Origin of the sequence: Bacillus sp. SD088 (assembly GCF_017355205.1) — a bacterium.
In the GTDB taxonomy this organism is placed as follows: domain Bacteria; phylum Bacillota; class Bacilli; order Bacillales; family Bacillaceae_C; genus Lederbergia.
Window position 1 is genome coordinate 64541 of sequence record NZ_JADIJK010000009.1, and the last position, 15770, is coordinate 80310.

Consider the following 15770-nt stretch of genomic DNA (forward strand, 5'->3'; position numbering starts at 1 on the left):
TTCTAGCCTAATAATGACATATACTCATTTACCTATAATTTCAAAAAAGTAAACATTATCTTATTTACTAAAACTCACTTCATAGCCTGATTTGTGACAATATAGCATTTAATAATTTCATTATAACCATTCAAATAATAGAATAGAAGCCCTTAGGCTTCTATTCCACGTAATCACTCATTATATCAAGTATTTGTCCCCATTTTTTTATTGTTGGTTGTTTTTCACCGAAGTAAATTGGGTTGGAAAAGCCGTATAAACGGCCATCCTCATGTCTGACATCTACCCTAATCCAATGGTAAGCATCTGGATCTGTAAAATTAATGAGAAAATCAGACTGGTTTGTCATATCTTTCTTCACTTTTTCTCCATCAACAATCCATTCAAAGTAAATGGCTTCTTCTGTATCTACCTGTGCATGAATTAAGCCAGTTACACCTTTACTAGTAGATCCGGCGATTAAATCGCCTAGTCGAAATTGGACGAATTCACCTCTAGATACAGTAACATTCCCTTTTCTTAATCCAGTTACCACATTGGCAGCTGATAGTTGCTCACAATAAACATATGTCCCAGGATCCCCAATTAAGGATGGTTCTGTACTGCCTTCATATGCATCATCGGGTTTTAAGTGGGAATCTGAACCACCGATACCAGTGATTTTATATCCATCATTCAACAGATAATTCCACGCAATTAACGCCCATTCTGTTGCTTGTGGATTATATTTGTATGTTGGATCATTCCAGATCTCTATTGTGTCGACCTTATCAAGTGGTGTTTCTCGCAAAAGCCATTTCCATTCCGTTAGAAAAGGATGGTTAATGGAGACAATACTATTTCCATAGTCATCCGATAAGATATTATTCATGCCTTCTTCTGTCATCATGTCTGTCATTCTATTTCTTAAAAATGGGGACGTATTGGTATTTAGAATATTGAAATGACCAAGCATAGAGGTGACTTCAACACCGGGTATCACTAGGATACCTTTTCCATCTACCCATGATGTTGGGACAAGATTATGATCTGTTGCCACAAAGAAATCCAAGTTTTGATTTTTAGCACTAACCATATTCTCTTCCCTTGTCATTTCTCCATCAGTATAAATTGTATGGGTATGGAAATCCCCTTTATACCATTTATGATCCTGATTAAATACTTTATTTTCATCAAACTCACTTAATTGAAATGCTGCTTGTTCACTCGTTTGCCAGTTTGCGGCATCAGCCTGTGTATATTCCACTGAAGTGTCATTAAAAGTAATCTTACATTCACACCAATTAATATTAGCTTCAATCTCTTCATTACTAATAATTACAATATCAATCATCCATTCACCTTCATGGATCTCTCCTGATATGGCGTATGGGCTTGTTTTTCCTTTTTCCTGATGAATCACAAGCGGTTGGGGCGCATTTATCTTCATAAATTGCGCCCGTAATTCATTTCGATCATCGTAAACCATGTAATTTAACCATAATGGTCTATCTGTTGTTATTTCAATTGAAATAGATTGAACATTTTTAGGTACTTGAAATGATTGTTGTTGGGCAAGTTGATTGCTTGATGATGATTGATTCACTTCGAATTTCAATGTTTCTTTTAACATCAATTTCACCTCTTTTTATGTCCATGTTCAAAAAGGAGGATACAAAGGACCCGTCGGATAAAGGTGCTGACGTCCTGTCAGCAACTTGTACAAGATGTACTGACTTCCGAGTTGCCCACAGGACGTGGGCCGTTTTAGCAGAAGAACCTTATCCCGATACAATGAGCAGCGGGAAGGCAAGCCAACGAGCTACCACAGGATGTGGTGACTTCGACGTTCGACACAGGACGTGTCGGTACTTAGTCGAAGATCTTTTACCCTCGCAATGTCATTTTTACCGGGCTTTTTGAACATCCTCTTTATAAAAAATATTATTTATTATTTACTTTGTCTAACTCTTTTTGTGCCTTCTCTTTTGCCTGTTTTAAAGCCTCCTCAGCGGGTACATTTTGTAATTCAACCATATCAGTAGCAATTTCTAATGCATCCACAATTTTTCCACCTGTTGGGTCAACCCAATCTAAACTTGCTGTTTGTGCTTGTTCATATGGCACTGCCGCATATGGGTGTTCTTTAGTAAATTCCGCATATTCCGTTACATCCATCACAGATTCGCGTACTGGAATATAGCCAATATTTTGTGCCCAATCTGCATTTACTTCTGAGCTTGTGAAATAGCTGATCCATTTGTATGCTGCCTCTTTTTCCGCATCACTTATTGCTTCAGGTACCGCCATGTATAAAGCATTGACAATTGGCTTACCTGGATTACCATTTAGACCCGGTTGTGGTAATGATTCAATAATATCGAAATCTAAATTACCTTTATCACCAGATGAACCAGTATAGCCTGCCGCCGATCCATTCATCACTTGGTCAATCGTTTTATACCAATATTCCCAACCCTGACCGCCAGAGTTTATCTTCATTGTTTTTTCTTCATGGACTTGTTTACGGATGAATTCCCATGCTTCAACCCATTCGGGACTATCAATCAGTACTTCTGTTTCATCATCATTAAAAATCGTACCACCATTACTTAAAGCTAGATCTATTAAGTTCCCCAATTTCCACATTGGAAGATGACCATAGTCAACAAGGCCCTGATCTTGCAATTCTTTCGATGCCTTTGCTAAGTTCTCCCATGATGAATAGGCTTCCTCTGGATCAATGCCTGCTTCTTCATAAATATCTTTACGGTAATACATCACTTGTGTTGTTCCATACCCTGGAATACCATATATTTCTTCATCAATAATTCCCGGTTCCATTAGTTTGTCTAAGAAATCACTTTGGTTAAAATCAGGATCCTCATCAGTAAATTCGTTTAATGGGGCCAATACTCCCTTAGCACCTAAGTTATTTACAGATATAAGTTCCGCGACAAATACTCCTGGTGCAGTACCTGAGGCGATTGCGGCCTGAACCTTTTGAAATGTTTCATCATAATCTGCCTGTGGTACTGGTGTAACAACAACTTCATCCTGGGAATCATTAAATTCCTGGATGATTTCTTTCATTTTGCTATCTGCTTCACTTCCAAGACCATACCAGAATTCAATTTTTGTTACTTCGCCTTGAGAATTGTTTGAAGTATCACCAGATCCACTCGCATTATTATTTGACCCTCCCGAACATGCCGCAAGTACAAGTGCCAGCATGGCAATAAACACAGTTAATATATTACTCTTTTTCATTTTTTCTCCACCTGTCTATAATATTTTTATTTTAATTGGCTTTATTTAATACCTAGGTAAAAACGCTATCCTTTAAGACCTGTATCACCAATTCCCTTGATGAACCATTTGTATAAAATAACAAACAAGATTAACAATGGAATAACAGATAACACATTCGCCCCCATGATCAATGGCCATTGTTCAGCAAAGGCTCCCTGGGACATAAAGAATTTATTCAGCCCGACAGTAATTAAATATTTCTCCTGACTTTTCACAATTAAGGACGGCCATAAATAGTTATTGTACATTTCAACAAAACTAATCAAAGCCACTGTGAATAGTGTGGATTTACTCATCGGAATCATAACTCTGCGTAATACTCCAAAATCACCTGCACCCTCTGCCCGGGCCGCTTCAATCATCTCCTTTGGTACTTGCATGAATGCTTGCCTTAACAAAAAGATGACAAAGACATTTGCAATATTAGAGACGATAATCCCTGAAAGTGTATCTAATAAACCCATTTTTGCTACTATGACATAACTAGGTACATAGGTTACGGCAGGCGGTAACATATAAGTAATCAAAATCAAATTAAATAATAATGTTCTTCCTTTAAAATGCATTTGTGTTAATGCATAAGCAATCATACTTGATAATACTAACTGAAACACAACAATCACTAATGCTGTAATCGTACTATTAAAAATATACAGCCCAAAAGGGGCAAGTTCCAATGCCGCCGCAAAGTTTCCCCATTGTGCTACTTCAGGTAACCATTTTAATGGTATCGCGAATATCTCATCTGGTGATTTTATGGCACTTAAAAACATCCATATTAAAGGGAATACCATAAGAATTCCAAGTATGGCCAATGCTATATAGTTAAAAAAATTTTTTGTCTTTATTCCAGAACTGAACACTTAATGATCTCCCTCCTTAATAATGGGTCCAACGTTTAGATACATAGAACATCGATAATGCAAGTATGCCTGTTAATACAACAATAATATTGGCAATTGCAGTTGCTTGTCCCATATCAAATTGTTCAAATGCCATCTGGTAATATAAATACAACAGGGTTCTTGTTGCTCCTGCTGGCCCACCTTGTGTCATCACCTGTATCTGGTCATAGGCTTTGATCGACTCAATGGTTGACATGATGACTAGGAACAATGTTGTTGGTGATACGAGTGGAATCACAATGGTTCTTAATTTCTGAAACCAAGACGAACCTACAATATCACTTACCTCATATAATTCCTTCGGGATCTTTGTTAGTGAATCCGAATAGAATAACATCGCCCATCCGGCATTTTTCCAAATAGTCACAATAATGACCGCCCACATTGCTGTATCTGAGCTCATTAGCCATTCTGGCTGTGGTAGATTAAACCAACCTAGTATTTGATTTAAGAGGCCAATTTCCGGCTCATAAATCCATGTCCAAACAATCGACATCGCTACCATCGGTGTAATCCATGGAGAGAATAAAAGGGATCTAAAGAAGGTGATTCCTTTTAATGTTTCCCTTAATAGCAGTGCCAATAATAGCCCTATAACAACTGTTGGAATTACCGTCCAGAATCCAAAAAAGATTGTATTATATAATGCCTGATAAAAATCCTCACTTGTAAATGCACTTGTATAATTGTCAATACCAACATAATCGAAGGAAGGGCTAATATAATCCCAATTTGTTAAACTTAGCCAAATAGAAACAATCATTGGAATAAACCAGAAAACTAGCAATGGCAATAGTGGTATTCCTAGAAAGAAAAATAACTTTCCCGCAGTTTTTAAACGACTCATTCGCTCACTCCCTTGCTATAATAGAGAGAATGTTCTGTTTTCGGATCAAATAGATGTATTTTTCGAGCGGGAATTTCCAAGTGTACCACATCATTTTCTTTTATATCAGTCTCCGGATCTAAACGAAATATGACATCAGCACTATTAATTTGACCATGAACATTTAGATCCGCCCCCATCAGTTCAATATATTCTACTTTCATTTCTATTCCCTTACTAGATTTACTTAAATAAATATCCTCTGGGCGAATGCCGATAGATACATTTCCAGTATGGTCTAGATCCTTCGATATCTGTCCTAATGATGTGCCATCCAAAAGGGTCAGTTCATTCCCTTCAATCTGACCATCTAAGAAGTTCATCGGAGGAGCACCAATAAAACTAGCAACAAACTTTGTATGTGGATGATTATATACCTCTTTAGGAGTACCAATTTGTTCAATATTTCCTTTGTTTAAAATAACAATCCTTGATGCCATTGTCATTGCCTCTGTCTGATCATGTGTAACGTAAATCGTGGTTGTTCCTAATCTCCGATGTAAATTGATAATTTCCTTTCTCATATGTATTCGTAGTTTTGCATCTAGATTTGATAATGGTTCATCCATCAAAAAGATATTGACATCACGAACGATCGCGCGTCCCAATGCCACCCGTTGTCTTTGTCCACCTGAGAGAGCTTTTGGTTTACGTTTTAAATACGGGGTTAATCCTAAAATTTCAGCAGTTTGGTGCACCTTTTCCTTGATAACTTTACGGTCTTCCTTACGAATCTTTAAACCAAAAGCAATATTATCAAATACGGTTAAATGAGGAAATAGGGCATAGTTTTGAAAAACCATGGCAATATCCCTGTCCTTAGGTGGTAGCTTGTTCACTAATTTCTTATCAATCCATAACTCGCCACCGGAAATACTCTCTAAACCAGCCAACATTCGTAATGTCGTGGATTTACCACAACCAGAAGGTCCAACAAAGACAATAAATTCCTTTTCCTTTATTTCTAGATTAAAATTATGGATGACTTTGCCACCTTTATCATCAAATTGCTTAGTAATATTAAGCATTTCTATTTTCGACACAGTGAAGTTCTCCTTTTCCTATTAATTTTTATTGATGATGATATCTTGATAGCTTTTAATGATATGATCAGCATTGATAAGATGGTCTGTTCCAATACTTGGTTCAGCAACAATACCAACACTCGCTACCGCATTTACCTTTTTTCCCAGTATCATATCCCCATCTGAATCACCAACAACAATCGTTTGATCTAACCTTATTCCTAATTGATGACAGGCCAATTCAGCCATATCTGGGAATGGCTTGCCACGTTCTACCTGATCATGCCCTATCACACTACCAAAATAGGAATCTATATGTAATGCATTTAAATGTTGTACTGCCTGATCATGGTTATCCGAGGTTATAACCCCAAGTTTGACATCGCATTCTTTCGCCTGATCGAGGAAATGACGTAAACCAGTAATCGATTGAATTTCTTTATCCCAGTGATGGTTTTTATCCACTTTGCCATAAGTATTGATGACTATTTCAACAGCTTCATTCCATGGCATCCCTTTTTGATAAAGATGAAAAGAAAGAATCGCGATTAAATCATCTAATGAACCGATACATAACGGTCCTTTGGGATCCCATTTTTCACTATTCACATCAAACCCGATCGAATGTGCCAATACCTCTTTATCCTTAGCGGATAACTGTGCGACCGAAACAATATTATCTATCAATTTATCAGCCCAAGTGACCCATAGGGAGCGAAAATTAATTAATGTACCATCTTTATCAAACAGAATGCCATCAATATGGTATGTTTGATTATCAATATTAATTTTTGCCATATTATTTTCTCTTACCCCTCTTCGGTAATTTTATTTAATTTATTAAATTTTTATTTAACAAACTTTATGTAGTTACCATAACGAATATAAAAAATGATGTCAAACCGGTCATTTTTCTTAAAAGCGGGAATTCCGCCTTATTTTTACATTTTCCATTAGTTATAGCTATTAAAGAAGAGTTATAGCGCCTTATAAAGCTTAAACAACTAAATATATTTAATTAACCATGTTATATCCCCAATTATGACGATATATTACTGTTTTTGGAGAATAAACTTTTTTTGAAATATAAGGCCGATGCTTATAAATCATGAATCTCTGTTTATGTATATACCCCTACTTACCATGACCGCCTCACTTTAGCGCCCTTTTTCAGTCAAATTAATTTCCCTCATAACTACCATACATTCCTTATATATATTAACGATGAATTAATTGTAAATTAAATGTAAAAGTATTTAGCTATCACTTTAGAGTTGCTGGCATTTTTTGACATCGTTTTCTTGTTATGGTAAGTTATGTGTGTTTTAAATATTAAATTTTTATTTAACAAATTTAACGAAGTAATAGAAAGATATCGTTAAGTCTCTTTTTAGTGATACTAGAGATTCCTAGAATTGAAAATCTCATTGTAGCAAATAAAATAAAGGAGTGTTTTTTATGAGGAAGAGTATTGTAACAGTTGGAGTTGTAACGCTTATATCTTTTTTAATATTTTCACCACGTTCCAGAAAAGCAATCTCTAATTCTATTGATGGGGATATGATTGACAAGGCATATGAACTGAGGAATATTTTGTCTGATTTTAGAAGAAATAACAGGGACACAGAATACAAGTAAACACAGAGGCAAATTTCGTTATACAAGTTTTATAAATAGCATTTGTGACATTGATATGGAGGTTCAATACTATGGAAAAATATTACGATTATATTGTTGTGGGCGGTGGTAGTGCGGGTTCAATACTAGGAAATCGCCTTAGTGAAGATGGAACAAAAAGGGTGCTCATTTTAGAGGCAGGAAGAAGTGATTACCCATGGGATTTATTTATTCAAATGCCTGCCGCTTTAATGTACCCGTCTGGAAACCCGTTATATGATTGGGGATATAAATCTGATCCTGAGCCGTATATGAACGGCAGACGTATTGCACATGCACGCGGGAAGATACTAGGCGGATCTAGTTCCATCAATGGAATGATTTATCAACGTGGAAATCCAATGGATTATGAGCGTTGGGGTGCAGATACTGGGATGGAATCTTGGGATTATGCACACTGTTTACCTTATTTTAAACGTTTGGAAAATGCGCTTGATTCACCAGATGATGAATTCAGAGGACATGACGGGCCAATAAAATTAACAAGGGGTCCTGCTGTAAACCCATTATTTAATGCCTTTTTTAAGGCTGGAGAGGAAGCAGGCTATTCTCGTACACTAGATGTTAATAGTTATAAACAAGAAGGATTCGGGCCATTTGATCGCCATATTTATAATGGAAAACGACTATCTGCAGCACATGCTTATTTAGATCCAATCAAAAAACGCGAGAATCTAGATATTGAAACATTGGCATTTGCTACGAAAATCAATTTTGAAGGTACAAAAGCAACAGGGGTAACCTATAGAAGAGGAAAACATTTCAAACAAGTATATGGCGATGAAATTATCCTTGCGGGTGGAGCGATTAATACACCACAATTACTGCAATTGTCAGGTGTGGGGGATGCAAAACATTTAAATGCGCTTGGTATTAATACGGTTGTTGACCTACCCGGTGTCGGTGAAAACCTGCAAGACCACCTTGAAGTATATATTCAGCACTCTTGTCCATTACCTGTGTCAGAACAACCAAGCCTAGATAAATTAAAAATGCCTTGGATTGGCTTGCAATGGATATTATCGAGAAAAGGACCCGCAGCAAGTAGCCATTTTGAAGGTGGTGGATTTGTCCGTTCCAATGAAGATGTGGATTATCCAAACCTAATGTATCATTTCCTTCCACTTGCTGTTCGATATGATGGTAAGAAAGCAGATACTGAACATGGATTCCAAGTACATGTCGGTCCAATGTATTCAGATGCACGCGGATCTTTAAAAATTAAATCAACAGACCCCACTGAACATCCAAGTATGGTTTTTAATTATCTTTCTACTGAGCAAGATAGACGAGAATGGGTAGAGGCAGTAAAAGTAACAAGGAATATTATTTCACAGCAAGCTTTGAAACCCTATAACTCTGGTGAAATTTCTCCAGGGCCTGCTGTGCAAACAGATGAAGAAATTCTAGAATGGGTAAGAAATGATGCAGAAACAGCTTTACACCCATGTGGAACAGCGAAAATAGGAGATGCTTCAGATCCAATGGCTGTTGTTGATCCTAATACGATGAAAGTACATGGCCTTGAGAATGTATGTGTTGTTGATGCCTCTGCAATGCCGTATGTAACAAATGGAAATATCCATGCACCTGTGCTTATGTTAGCGGAAAAAGCGGCAGATTTGATTCGTGGTAAAAAACCATTAGAACCACTATATTTAGATTATTATAAACATGAACGTTTAGTTAAATAGTCCGATTTCATTATTCGATAAATGGATAATTCTAAAAGAGGAGGAACTTTTTTGCAAACTAAAAAACAATATATCAATGGTCAATGGATAGATGCTATTGCTAAAGGTACAAGAGATATTATCAATCCTTTTAATCAAGAAGTTATTGCACGTGTACCCGAAAGTACGAAAGAAGACACTGAAGCCGCTATTCTGGCAGCAAGAAAAGCCTTTGATGATGGCATATGGTCGACAACTCCTGCTATCGAACGTGGTGCTAAAGTTCGAAAAATTGCTGACCTTGTTGAACGTGATAAAGAAGAGTTAGCGAAATTAGAATCACTTGATACCGGAAAAACAGTAGAAGAAAGCCGTTGGGATATGGATGACATTGCCGGTGTCTTTCGTTACTATGCTGATTTATCTGATAAAGATGGTGGAGAAATCATTGATTCACCTGTTCCAAATTCTATTAGTAAAATTGTTCGTGAGCCTGTTGGTGTCTGTGGACAAATTACCCCTTGGAATTATCCTTTACTACAAGCATCATGGAAATTAGCCCCAGCACTTGCAACTGGGAATACGCTAATCATGAAGCCAAGTGAAATTACACCGTTAACAACGATTAAAGTGTTTGAATTAATGGAAGAAGCCGGTATCCCTGCTGGTGTTGTCAATCTTGTATTAGGTACGGGTGCTGAGGTTGGTGCTGTCCTGGCTGATCATAAAGATGTTGATTTGATTTCCTTTACTGGTGGTCTACAAACCGGAAAAAAAATTATGCGGGCAGCGAGTAATAATATGAAAAATATTGCCCTTGAACTAGGTGGAAAAAATCCAAATGTTATCTTTGCTGATGCTGATTTTGATACTGCGATAGACCAAGCAATGAATGCCGTATTCTTCCATGCGGGACAAATCTGTTCAGCTGGTACTAGGGTTATTGTAGAGGAAAATATTCATGATAAATTTGTACAAACATTAGTGGAAAAGGTGAAAAACATTCGCCTTGGAAATGGATTTGATGAACAAACACAAATGGGCCCACTAATTTCTAAAGAACATTTACAAAAGGTCGTAGCCTACGTGGAGGACGGTGTTAAGGAAGGCGCAGTCATTGCTACAGGTGGTAAGCAACCCGATGATCCAGCATTACAAGATGGATTCTTCTATTTGCCTACCATTTTAACCAATTGTTCTACAGAAATGGGTGTTGTCCAAAATGAAGGATTTGGTCCAGTCATTACGATTGAGAAATTCTCTACTGAAGAGGAAGCCATCAGATTAGCCAATGACTCTATTTATGGATTATCTGGCGGAATTTGGACAAATGATTTAACAAGAGCAGAACGCCTTAGTAGAAAAATGCGTATGGGCACTGTTTGGATTAATGAATTTAATGTATACTTCCCCCAAGCGCCTTGGGGTGGATTTAAGCAATCAGGTATTGGCTATGAATTAGGTAAACTTGGGTTAGATGCATACACGGAAACAAAGCATATTTTCCAAAACCTTGATCCACAACCGATCCATTGGTTTCAATAGAAATAAATAGACTGATTAAGATCGCATATGTGCAGATTGGAATACACTCTCGGAATTTCGAGGAGTAAATTTGCAGGATTTCGAAAACCTTACTGAGAATTGAGCCTTTGGTATTCATTTTCAAAACCTTTTCAAAAAAGGCATGCCAAAGAAGCATCACAAATGAAGTTTTTTTAAAAAAAGGTTGTTTTTGTAAACACGGTTGTCTACCAAGATCGTGCATGGTTGATTTCCGCTACAGTTGCTCTCTTTCCGCGGGGCGGGCGGTGAGCCTCCTCGGCGTAAACGCCTGTGGGGTCTCACCTGTCCCGCTAATTCCGCAGGAGTCTCGCACTTTCGCTCCAATCAACCTTTAACAGATTTTGTTTTAAAAGCAACACTCCGGAAACAGTAAGAATTTGAGATTGAAAGAAGTCGAAAAGGCGATCTGATGGTCATTCCTTTTTCTGATCAAGTCTCGGAAGGATCCATTCGACCAATCGTTTTATCCGTCCGGGTTTTGAGATCCTTTTCGCCTTTCTTCCCCTTTTGGGGCTTACGCTTACGGGATCGTTTCTTTTTGTGGGTCACATTCTTTTTTTCGCTAGCCCATAATCGAAGAAGAAAAGCGCAGGCGCCCGTTTAGCAACGTACAAACTTTCATAATGAGGATGAACAGCTAAATTCGAGCCGTCCTACGCACCACTATTCTTTGTTTCCGCTGAATTTTTGGTGCGTAGAACTTCCTACGTACCTTTTTTTCCGTTTTCACTGGATTTTTGGTGCGTAGCGCTCTCATAGACAATCCTTTTCCTTGTTTCAAGAAGTAACTAAAGCAAAAAAGAGAAATCTGCACAAAGAAAAGCAGCTGTTCAATAAGCAACAACAACAAGGACGAAGAGAAAGAATGAAGCTCTCTTCGTTTTTATTGATGAATACAGTCTAAGAAAAGTGTAATCGCCCGTTTAACGATGTACAAACTTTACTAATAAGGAAACTGCCATAAGCTTGGAAAGAGAATGGATGTTGACTTACGCAAGCAGGCACCGAAAGTTTGCTGGGCGCTGGAGCTAGACGACAAAACTCAAAATTACAACTTATCCTCAAGCCAAGAATTTTATAGTACGCTTAACAATAAAAAAGTCGTGAAATGTGCCAACACCCGGCGTATTTCCAGGTTTAAATCCACTAAGTATGGCATAAAGAGGAACACGAACGAGTTCATCCACCCAATTCGTAATACTCATGGTAGGATTCGTCAAAATCAAAAGCAGATAAGATCGCACCATGGATGCAGGATCTCGCGGTTCTGGTCCTCAGGCTCCGTAAACGTCCTGTAGTTTTGTCGTCATCTCAGAAAGATCCGTAATCCATAATTTGGAGATGACAGGCCAATCCTTATGGACCAACGTTAAGATACCTGCAGAATGGTGTTTCTGGAGTTGTTCTATGACAAAATTTTGATAAGCTTCATGCGGAACAAAAACAGGTTTCATCCTAAACACCTCAATCACAGTTAGGAAGGAAATCAATCCCTTCACCGGCGATTATTGTGGTGTTTTCAAAAATTCAAGTGTTTTCGACAAAGATAGCAACAAAATTTTATTGTGGTTCATTGTATAAAAACGAAAAAAATTTTACGGAAATAGTCCAAAAGGAAGATGGGTTAGAACGGGGTATTGTCAGATGGCTTTCCATGAAGCAAAAGAATAGCTTAGTTGATTGGAGGAGTGGAAGGCGGCGACTCCAGGGGGATTAACGTGACAGGTGAGATCCCGCAGGAGCGTAGCGACGAGGAAGCTCACCGCACCCCCCCCCCCCCGGAAAGCGTCCGCCTGGAACGGAAATCAACGGTGACTAGCAGATAGATATGATCTCATTCAATGTAGAAGGGGCAATTATGAATAAAAAGTGAAATATCCTCTATTAAATGTAGGAGGAGAAATAAAAAATTGGTACAAGACTTGGCAAATGCCGAGAGTCTATTGGAATAAGAGGAGGGGCGGCTCACCTTTTGAGCCTTTGCCCGTTTACCTAATACATGCCTTTTTAGGCAAAATATGTTCAATGTTAATGGTTATTGAAAATGAGTGTATCATAATGAATCATTAGGTATTTTGGTCTGCTTTTTATCATATATAACTGTGATACTAGAGAACTATAGGACGTTACTGCCCGTTAATGAGAGATAAATCACTTTTTCTGGGAAGTAAATGTTTTTGCACCTATAAAGGGTACTTTTTCCCTTCATAGGTGCAGGAGTATCAACTAAGCACCACGTCCTATAGCAACGTCAATGGACTCGCATTCAGTTTAGCATTTTAAAGAATATTCTACTTTTCTATCACTCTTTTCCTTGCATTTCTTTTACAATCGTTTCGTATTCATCTTTCAATTTGCGAATAAATGTCACACTGTCTTCATTTGATTCCAAAAACTCATTTGCCTTCCCATTCATAAATCCGTTTAAAGGTTCATCATATTTGGAATAGGGTGGAACAGGTGCCAGTTTTTGGGTAAATGGAGCCCTTGCATTATAGTCGCTTTCATATTGATCAAGAATTTGCCCGCCAAATTCGTCAAAAATAGTCGTATCCTCAATTGTCGGTGGACTGCCAACATATGACAGCACCTTCTGTCCCTCCGGACTAGCCAAGTGAGCCATCACTTTAAACGCTTCATCTGGATGCTTACTGTGTTTGGTAATATTAAAGGATAAAGCAACAGCTGATGGGCCGATATTAGGAAGCTCCTTCCAAACTGGTGTTGTAACCATATCAAATTGAAAGCCATCTACGGGAGCAATAAGTGGCAAATGTGTAGCATTCGCTATCCACATAGCAATATTTTGTTTGTTTTCATGAAATCCATCCGGGTTATCTTCATCCTTTTCTTGCATTCCAGGAATATCTCGAATGCTCGCTAATAAATCAAAATACTGTTTCGTTAATGGAGCATCTGCGAATAAAACTTCTCCCGTTTCAGGATCGGTCCCAGGTATACTCAATTGTCTATAAGGGATATTTGTCGCCCAATTGAGGATTTGCATACCTTTGTATTGAATCCCCTCACGTTCATCAGTCAATTTCCGAGCGAGATCAACCACCTCATCCCAGGTCATACCATCAGTTGGATAATCTTCTCCAAACTTATCAAAAATATCTTTATTATAATACATCGCCGTCATTCCGACTTCTAGCGGCAATCCATATAAATGTCCTTCTCCAGTGGGATCATAAGTGCGTAGATCATCTACAATTCCTTCCCGGAAAATACCTAAATCAAATTTATGTTTTTCAATAAGCTCATCAATCGGCATTAGTAAATCCAAATCTTCAACATATTCAGCAGAGGGAGCAACAGTAATAATATCTGGAACATCCCCTTTGGCAAATAGTTCCTGAAGCCCATTAATATCCGCTGGATTCCCTTCCATCAACTCTAAATTGATATCAGGAAAAGCCTCACTAATTTGATCTTTAAAGCGATTTTTAAAGACTTCTTCATCGACTGCAATAAGCATCTTCAAGTGAACTTTATCATCGTTTTCATTTTCTTTCCCCGTTTTTTTCGTACACCCACTCAGAAACATAATCGAACAAAGTCCTATAATGAGAACAGATAACCAAAATTTTTTATTCATCTAATCCCCCTTATTTATTCATTTCATCAAAACAGAAAACGCTTTCATTTATATAACTCCTCTATGACCTCCTTCGCAAAACTCCCTTGTCTACTTTTATTTTCTCAGTGAACAGGAGGATAATAAATAAGGAATTTCCTCTCATACATGCTAAAATTCCCCATTTACATTTTATATTAACCTATTTAACGAGGGATTTAAACCTATATTACATATATATTAAACAATCAACAAAATATAATTTCAATTTCTTGATAATAACAAAGGCGTGACGAGACCGTCGCGCCTTTCTGACCAAGCCTGTTGACATTGGTTATTTAGCTAATTTATAAAATGTGTGTGCATTCTGACCAAAAAAAGCTGCGTGATCTTGAGGTATTGTCTCTTCAACAATTTTAATTACATCATCATAGGTTCCAGCTAAAAGACATACAGGCCAATCGCTCCCAAACATCACCCGTTTCTCCCCAAATACATGGCAAACATGTTCAATGTATGGTTTAAGATCCGCTAGCTTCCATGTTTGATGATCCGCTTCTGTGATTAACCCCGATATTTTACACATTGTGGATGGATATTGTGCAATCTTAGTGATTCCTTCCGCCCATGTCGCCCACTCTTGATCTTTAATATTTGGCTTGGCACAATGATTTACCACCGCACGCAATCCCGGAAATTCTGATAATAATTCGATTATGGAAGGAAGGTGTTTCGGATAAATTAAGAGATCGATCGGAAAATCATCCTCAATTAAAATCTTTAGATTACTTTTTACATCTGGGTGAAGAATCCAGCGGTCATCTGACAGATCCTGTAACATGGGACGAATGCCAATAAATTTCGCTTGCTGCTTATAATGAAAGAATCGTTCTGGAAATGACGGGTCGGCTAAATCAAGCCAGCCAACAACACCCGCAATCGTCTGATTTTTATCGGCTAGTTCCAATAAAAACTTTGTCTCTTCCTCTGTTGGTGCTGCTTGCACAACGATTGATTGCTTGATCTGATGTTTTTTCAAATGTGCTGCTAAATTCTCTGGTAAAAAGTCTTTATAAATCGCTTGCAAATCCTCCGTCGGCCAATTTGTCCACTGATTTTCTAGCTGCCAATAGTGCTGATGGGCATCCAATCTCATTTCTGTAACCT

The 15770-nt window shown here is 37.8% G+C and carries 12 protein-coding genes; 3 read left to right on the plus strand and 9 right to left on the minus strand.

Annotated elements, in window-relative coordinates:
* Positions 1 to 160: 160 nt before the first annotated feature.
* The 6 genes from IPU53_RS09755 to IPU53_RS09780 form a co-directional block, all read right to left on the minus strand.
* A complete protein-coding gene (locus tag IPU53_RS09755) occupies positions 161 to 1612 on the minus strand; it encodes a CehA/McbA family metallohydrolase (RefSeq protein ID WP_207450256.1) in 1452 nt (483 codons plus the stop codon).
* Between the two features lie 311 nt (positions 1613 to 1923).
* Complete coding sequence (locus tag IPU53_RS09760) at positions 1924 to 3249, minus strand: ABC transporter substrate-binding protein (protein ID WP_207450258.1); 1326 nt, start codon at positions 3247 to 3249, stop codon at positions 1924 to 1926.
* Positions 3250 to 3314: 65 nt separating this feature from the next.
* Positions 3315 to 4154 (minus strand): carbohydrate ABC transporter permease, encoded by an 840-nt coding sequence (locus tag IPU53_RS09765; RefSeq protein ID WP_313886472.1) that lies wholly within the window; start codon positions 4152 to 4154, stop codon positions 3315 to 3317.
* 16 nt (positions 4155 to 4170) lie between these two features.
* Positions 4171 to 5043: a carbohydrate ABC transporter permease gene (locus tag IPU53_RS09770; protein WP_207450260.1), complete on the minus strand. Its 873-nt coding sequence runs from the start codon at positions 5041 to 5043 to the stop codon at positions 4171 to 4173.
* Complete coding sequence (locus tag IPU53_RS09775) at positions 5040 to 6125, minus strand: ABC transporter ATP-binding protein (RefSeq protein WP_207450262.1); 1086 nt, start codon at positions 6123 to 6125, stop codon at positions 5040 to 5042. Before IPU53_RS09775 ends, IPU53_RS09770 begins: the two co-directional genes overlap by 4 nt.
* 21 nt (positions 6126 to 6146) lie before the next feature.
* Positions 6147 to 6905, minus strand: a complete 759-nt coding sequence (locus IPU53_RS09780; RefSeq protein WP_207450264.1) for an HAD family hydrolase — start codon at positions 6903 to 6905, stop codon at positions 6147 to 6149.
* A gap of 660 nt (positions 6906 to 7565) precedes the next feature.
* Here IPU53_RS09780 and IPU53_RS09785 point away from each other — a divergent pair.
* From IPU53_RS09785 to betB, 3 genes are all read left to right on the plus strand, one after another.
* Positions 7566 to 7745 carry a hypothetical protein gene (locus tag IPU53_RS09785; protein WP_207450267.1) on the plus strand — a complete coding sequence of 60 codons (180 nt, stop codon included), beginning with the start codon at positions 7566 to 7568 and terminating at the stop codon, positions 7743 to 7745.
* A 71-nt stretch (positions 7746 to 7816) separates the two neighbouring features.
* Positions 7817 to 9478, plus strand: a complete 1662-nt coding sequence (gene betA, locus IPU53_RS09790; protein ID WP_207450269.1) for a choline dehydrogenase — start codon at positions 7817 to 7819, stop codon at positions 9476 to 9478.
* A gap of 51 nt (positions 9479 to 9529) precedes the next feature.
* Positions 9530 to 11002 (plus strand): betaine-aldehyde dehydrogenase, encoded by a 1473-nt coding sequence (gene betB, locus IPU53_RS09795; protein ID WP_207450271.1) that lies wholly within the window; start codon positions 9530 to 9532, stop codon positions 11000 to 11002.
* A gap of 1295 nt (positions 11003 to 12297) precedes the next feature.
* Here the strand turns inward: betB and IPU53_RS09800 are convergent.
* The 3 genes from IPU53_RS09800 to IPU53_RS09810 form a co-directional block, all read right to left on the minus strand.
* Positions 12298 to 12477, minus strand: a complete 180-nt coding sequence (locus tag IPU53_RS09800; RefSeq protein ID WP_207450273.1) for a hypothetical protein — start codon at positions 12475 to 12477, stop codon at positions 12298 to 12300.
* An 848-nt stretch (positions 12478 to 13325) separates the two neighbouring features.
* On the minus strand, positions 13326 to 14624 hold the full coding sequence (locus tag IPU53_RS09805) for an ABC transporter substrate-binding protein (protein ID WP_207450274.1): 1299 nt from the start codon (positions 14622 to 14624) through the stop codon (positions 13326 to 13328).
* 313 nt (positions 14625 to 14937) lie between these two features.
* On the minus strand, positions 14938 to 15759 hold the full coding sequence (locus IPU53_RS09810) for an amidohydrolase family protein (protein ID WP_207450275.1): 822 nt from the start codon (positions 15757 to 15759) through the stop codon (positions 14938 to 14940).
* Between the last annotated feature and the right edge of the window lie 11 nt (positions 15760 to 15770).

Bases quoted from the DNA above. Each gene is read 5' to 3' on its own strand.
- IPU53_RS09760 (WP_207450258.1), bottom strand. From the start codon at position 3,249: ATGAAAAAGAGTAATATATTAACTGTGTTTATTGCCATGCTGGCACTT.
- IPU53_RS09785 (WP_207450267.1), top strand. From the start codon at position 7,566: ATGAGGAAGAGTATTGTAACAGTTGGAGTTGTAACGCTTATATCTTTT.
- betA (WP_207450269.1), top strand. From the start codon at position 7,817: ATGGAAAAATATTACGATTATATTGTTGTGGGCGGTGGTAGTGCGGGT.
- IPU53_RS09810 (WP_207450275.1), bottom strand. From the start codon at position 15,759: ATGAGATTGGATGCCCATCAGCACTATTGGCAGCTAGAAAATCAGTGG.
- IPU53_RS09800 (WP_207450273.1), bottom strand. From the start codon at position 12,477: ATGAAACCTGTTTTTGTTCCGCATGAAGCTTATCAAAATTTTGTCATA.
- IPU53_RS09770 (WP_207450260.1), bottom strand. From the start codon at position 5,043: ATGAGTCGTTTAAAAACTGCGGGAAAGTTATTTTTCTTTCTAGGAATA.
- IPU53_RS09755 (WP_207450256.1), bottom strand. From the start codon at position 1,612: ATGTTAAAAGAAACATTGAAATTCGAAGTGAATCAATCATCATCAAGC.
- IPU53_RS09780 (WP_207450264.1), bottom strand. From the start codon at position 6,905: ATGGCAAAAATTAATATTGATAATCAAACATACCATATTGATGGCATT.
- IPU53_RS09805 (WP_207450274.1), bottom strand. From the start codon at position 14,624: ATGAATAAAAAATTTTGGTTATCTGTTCTCATTATAGGACTTTGTTCG.